The sequence below is a fragment of the Ideonella sp. B508-1 genome (genome assembly GCF_000333615.1).
Lineage (GTDB): Bacteria > Pseudomonadota > Gammaproteobacteria > Burkholderiales > Burkholderiaceae_C > Ideonella.
This window is the reverse complement of record NZ_BADL01000339.1, coordinates 1-4,577: the sequence shown is the minus strand read 5'-3', so window position 1 is coordinate 4,577 and position 4,577 is coordinate 1. Positions and strand designations below refer to the sequence as shown.

At 68.7% G+C, this 4,577-nt stretch carries 6 protein-coding genes; 4 read left to right on the top strand and 2 right to left on the bottom strand.

Translation table 11 applies throughout. From position 1 onward, the window contains the following. The 3 genes from I73_RS14750 to I73_RS14740 all read left to right on the top strand — a co-directional run. The coding region (locus tag I73_RS14750) for an aminotransferase class I/II-fold pyridoxal phosphate-dependent enzyme (protein ID WP_022981321.1) at positions 1-495 on the top strand (495 nt) is incomplete at its 5' end. Beyond that, positions 492-1,337, top strand: a complete 846-nt coding sequence (locus I73_RS14745) for a PhzF family phenazine biosynthesis protein (RefSeq protein ID WP_022981320.1) — start codon at positions 492-494, stop codon at positions 1,335-1,337. The genes I73_RS14750 and I73_RS14745, both read left to right, overlap by 4 nt. Before the next feature lie 45 nt (positions 1,338-1,382). Next, on the top strand, positions 1,383-1,814 hold the full coding sequence (locus tag I73_RS14740) for a DUF1841 family protein (RefSeq protein ID WP_022981319.1): 432 nt from the start codon (positions 1,383-1,385) through the stop codon (positions 1,812-1,814). A 28-nt stretch (positions 1,815-1,842) separates the two neighbouring features. Here I73_RS14740 and I73_RS14735 read toward each other — a convergent pair whose 3' ends face one another. Further along, positions 1,843-3,123, bottom strand: coding sequence for an HD-GYP domain-containing protein (locus tag I73_RS14735; RefSeq protein WP_026096766.1), 1,281 nt, complete (start codon positions 3,121-3,123; stop codon positions 1,843-1,845). Positions 3,124-3,236: 113 nt separating this feature from the next. Then, positions 3,237-3,893, bottom strand: a complete 657-nt coding sequence (locus tag I73_RS14730) for a cytochrome c (RefSeq protein ID WP_022981317.1) — start codon at positions 3,891-3,893, stop codon at positions 3,237-3,239. Positions 3,894-3,999: 106 nt separating this feature from the next. On the opposite strand from I73_RS14730, the gene I73_RS28085 reads away from it, so the two are divergent. After that, on the top strand, positions 4,000-4,577 hold a 578-nt coding region (locus I73_RS28085), incomplete at its 3' end, for a MoxR family ATPase (RefSeq protein ID WP_022981316.1).

Genomic DNA, 4,577 nt, shown 5'->3' with positions numbered 1-4,577 from the left:
GCCCCGGGCCTGCGCCTGGCTTCGTGGGTGGCGCCGCCTGCCCTGGCCCCCAAGCTGCTGCAGGCCAAGCAGGCCGCCGATCTGCACACCCCGGGCTTCAACCAGCGGGTGGTCTATGAGGTGGTCAAGGACGGCTTCCTGGAGCGCCACGTGCCGACCATCCGGGCCCAGTACAAGGCCCAGCGCGACGTGATGGCCGAGGCCCTGCGCGAAGCCATGCCCGCCGGCACCGAGTGGACTCAGCCCGAGGGCGGCATGTTCTTCTGGCTGCGCCTGCCGGCCGGCTGCCGCGCCATGGAGCTGCTGCCCAAGGCCGTGGCCGCCGGCGTGGCCTTCGTGCCGGGCGAGCCCTTCTACGCCCACCAGCCCGATGCCCGCACCCTGCGCCTGTCCTTCGTGACGCTGAGCCCCGACGAGATCCGCCAGGCCGTGGCGGCCCTGGGACGCGTGGTGCACCAGGCCCTGGACGAAGCCCTGCAGTCCGGCACGCCATGAGCACCCCACGCACCCGCCGCTTTCACCAGCTGGACGTCTTCACCGACACCGCCTTGCGGGGCAACCCGCTGGCGGTGATCCACGAGGCCGAGGGCCTGGACGACGCCACGCTGGCGGCCATGGCCCGCTGGACCAACCTCAGCGAGACCACCTTCCTGCTGCCGCCCACCGACCCGGCGGCGGACTACCAGGTGCGCATCTTCACCCCGGGTGGCGAGCTGCCATTTGCCGGCCACCCGACGCTGGGCAGCTGCCAGGCCTGGCTGCTGGCCGGCGGGCAGCCGAAGCAGCCCGGTGAGGTCGTCCAGCAATGCGGTGTGGGCCTGGTGCGGGTGCGGCGCGCCGGCCGCCGCCTGGCCTTTGCCGCGCCGCCCTGCCGAATGGGCGAGGTGGAAGCCCCGCTGCTGGCCAGCGTGCTGCAGGCCCTCGGCCTGGCCGACCATCAAGTGCGGCAGGCCCGCTGGCTGGACAACGGCCCGCGCTGGCTGGGGCTTCTGCTGGCAGATGGTGCCAGCGTGCGCGCCCTGCGGCCCGACCACGTCGCGCTCAAGACCCTCGCCAAGGTCGGTGTCGTCGGCCCCCAGGCCACCGGGGAAGACACGGACTTCGAGGTCCGCGGCTTCGTTGCCCCCATCGGCATCGACGAGGACCCGGTGACCGGCAGCCTCAATGCGAGCCTGGCCCAGTGGCTGATCGGCGAGGGGCTGGCACCGGCACGCTATGTGGCTGCGCAGGGCTCGCAGTTGGGCCGGGCCGGGCGGGTGCATGTGACGCAGGAGGGCGACACCGTCTGGATCGGTGGCGACGTGAGCAGCGTCATCGAAGGCACGCTCACGCTCTGAAGCCCTTCGGGCACGGGCGGGCGCCGTTGGGGCCAAAATCCGGCCATGTTCCAGCCTTCCCAACACGACGTCCGCCGCTTCTTCTGCGAGGTCCTGGCCAAGCAGCGCGCCGCTCAGGTGCTCACCCCGATCGAAACCCTGGCCGCCGGCTGGGTCGACCAGCACCCCGAGTACCACGGCGACCTGTCGGACGTGGATGCGGCGCTGGCCGCGGTCTACGAGGTGCAGGAAGGCCGCACCAACCCCTTTCTGCACCTGGCCATGCACCTGACGATCAGCGAGCAGGTGTCCATCGACCAGCCGCACGGCATCCGCCAGGCGGTGGAACTGCTGGCGGCGCGCCGCAACTCGCTGCACGAGGCCCACCACGAGGTGATGGATTGCCTGGGCGAGATGATCTGGGCCTCGCAGCGCAGCAGGCTGCCGCCCGATGGCCACGCCTACCTGGACGCGGTGCGGCAGCGGGCCACCCGCTGACAACACTGCGGCGGAAACAAGCGCCCTTTCAGCGCCTCAGGTCCCCCGCCCACAGGGCGTCCAGCTCCTTGAAGCCCCAGGCTTCGGGGCTCTCGCGGGAGACGATCTGATCGGCCGACTGTGAGAGATCCAGCAACGCAGGCGTGATGTGCAACTGCGACTTGCTGGAGAAGAACACCTTCACGATGGGCGAGACCAGGTTCTTCGGGTTCTGCTCCGTCACCACCGCCAGCTTGCCCGATTTCAGCTTGACCAGCGAGCCCACCGGGTAGATGCCCAGGCTCTTGACGAAGGCCTGGAAGACCACGGTGTCGAAATGCCCCTTCCAGCCCGCCATCTGGGCGATGGAATGGGCCGGGTCCCAACCCGCCTTGTAGGGCCGGTTGGACGTGATGGCGTCGTACACGTCGCACACCGCGCCCATGCGCGCCAGCAGGCTCATCTTCTCACCGGGCAGCTTGTGCGGATAACCGGTGCCGTCCGCCCGCTCATGGTGGTGCAGACAGACGTCCATCGCCCCCTCGGGCGCGCCGCGCGCCTCCTGCAGCATCTCGTAGCCACGCACCGGATGGCTCTTCATGATGACGAACTCGTCGTCGGTGAGCTTGCCGGGCTTGTTCAGCACATCCAGCGGCATCACCGCCTTGCCCAGGTCATGCAGCAGACCGGACAGGCCCGCTTCCCGACAGGCGGCCTCGTTCAGGCCCAGCTGCTTGCCCAGTGCCACCATGAGGGCGCAGACCGCCACCGAATGCATGTAGGTGTAGTCGTCCTGCGTCTTCAGCCGTGCCAGGCTGACCAGGGCACCGGGATTGCGGAACACGGAGTCGGCGATGTCGTTGACCAGGGGCAGGCACTGCTCGGCATCGATGGCCTTGCCCATGCGGGCCTCGGTGAACATCGACGTGACCTGCTCACGCGACTGGCGATAGATGGCCTTGGCCTGGCTGAGCTCCTCGGCCATCGCGCTGGAGGGCTCGGGCGGCGGACCATGCTGGTCGCGGGCCGCAGACGCAGGCGCGGCCACCACCACGGGTGCGGGGGGGGCGGGAGCCGGGGCAGGCGCCGCAGGCGCGGGTGCCGCCGCACGGGGGGCCACCGGCGCCTCGGTCTCTGTCAGCACATCCAAGCCCTTGGAGGTGTCGATGACCACGCCCGGCACACCGCTGTGCAGGAGCTTTTGCAAGTCGTCCGGATCGGTCAGCACGAACCGGGTCTTCCAGAAGGGGTGGCTGATCCAGGGCCCTTCCAGTGCATGGATGTGCATGCCCAGTCGCACCTGGGTCACCGGAATGGTTCTTTTGTGCATGGTGGTTGAATTGCGCCAACAGAGTGTCGGCGTGTCGAACTCACCCCACGCCTTCCCCGGAATATCGTCCCGACACCCTGGGACTTGAGGGGGAAGAGACCCAGATGCCGCGTTCAGTGCAGCATGGGCTGCGGTGCCGTGCGCAGGTCGCCGGGCAGGCCGGACAGGTAGTCGGCAATGGCGCGGGCTTGTGCGTCATCCAGCGTGGCCGCCATGCCCACCATGATGGCGTTGCCCCGCCCCACCAGCGCATGGTTCTGCGTCTGGTAGGCCTTCAGGGCCTGGTAGAGGTAGTCGCGGTGCTGGCCAGCCAGACGCGGGTAGCTGGCGTCCACGGTGTTGTTGAAGTTGGCCCCGTGACAGGCGGTGCAGGCGGTCAGCTTGTCCTTCAGTTCGGCCGGCAGCGCCACGGTGGCCGGCGGCTCGGTGGCCGGGGGTTTGCCCAGGGTGGCGTAGTAGGCGGCCAGGTCGGCAATGTCCTGGTCGGACAGCGAGCCGGCCACGCCGCGCATGGTGGGGTGCTTGCGTTCGCCCTTGCGGTAGGCCTCCAGGGCCGCGGACAGGTACTTGAGGTTCTGGCCGGCGATCATCGGCACGTGGTAGACCTGCGGAAAGCTCGCCCGGTAGCCCTCGATCCCGTGGCAGCCGATGCACATCGCATTGATGCGGGCACCGTTTTCGGCCCGCCCGGCCAGCGCCTGGGCGCTCGCAGGTGCCGTCACCACGATCAACGAGGCGGCCAGCAGCGCCGCCTTGAGTCTCCACGTCATGTCGCCTCCAGTCAGGGCCGCTGGGGCCCATGCCAATGCCTTGAACGGGACCGATCGGGGCCGAGCATATACTGGCCCGGCCCCCCTTCACCCCCCGGATTCCCCTATGAAATTCCAAGGTTCCGACCGCTACGTCGCCACCGACGATTTGATGCTGGCCGTCAATGCGGCGATGACCCTCAAGCGCCCGCTGCTGGTCAAGGGCGAGCCCGGCACCGGCAAGACGATGCTGGCCGAAGAGGCCGCCCAGGCCCTGGGCCTTCGCCTGCTGGAATGGCACATCAAGAGCACCACCAAGGCCCACCAGGGCCTCTATGAATACGACGCGGTGAGCCGGCTGCGCGACAGCCAGCTGGGCGACGAGAAGGTGCGCGACATCCGCAACTACATCGTCAAGGGTGTGCTGTGGCAGGCCTTCGAATCGGACGAGCCGGTGGCCCTGCTGATCGACGAGATCGACAAGGCCGACATCGAGTTTCCGAACGACCTGCTGCGCGAGCTCGACCGCATGGAGTTCCACTGCTACGAGACGCGCGAGACCATCCGCGCCAAGCACCGGCCGCTGGTCTTCATCACCTCCAACAACGAGAAGGAGCTGCCCGACGCCTTCCTGCGCCGCTGCTTCTTCCACTTCATCAAGTTCCCCGAGCCGGACACGATGAAGCGCATCGTCGACGTGCACTT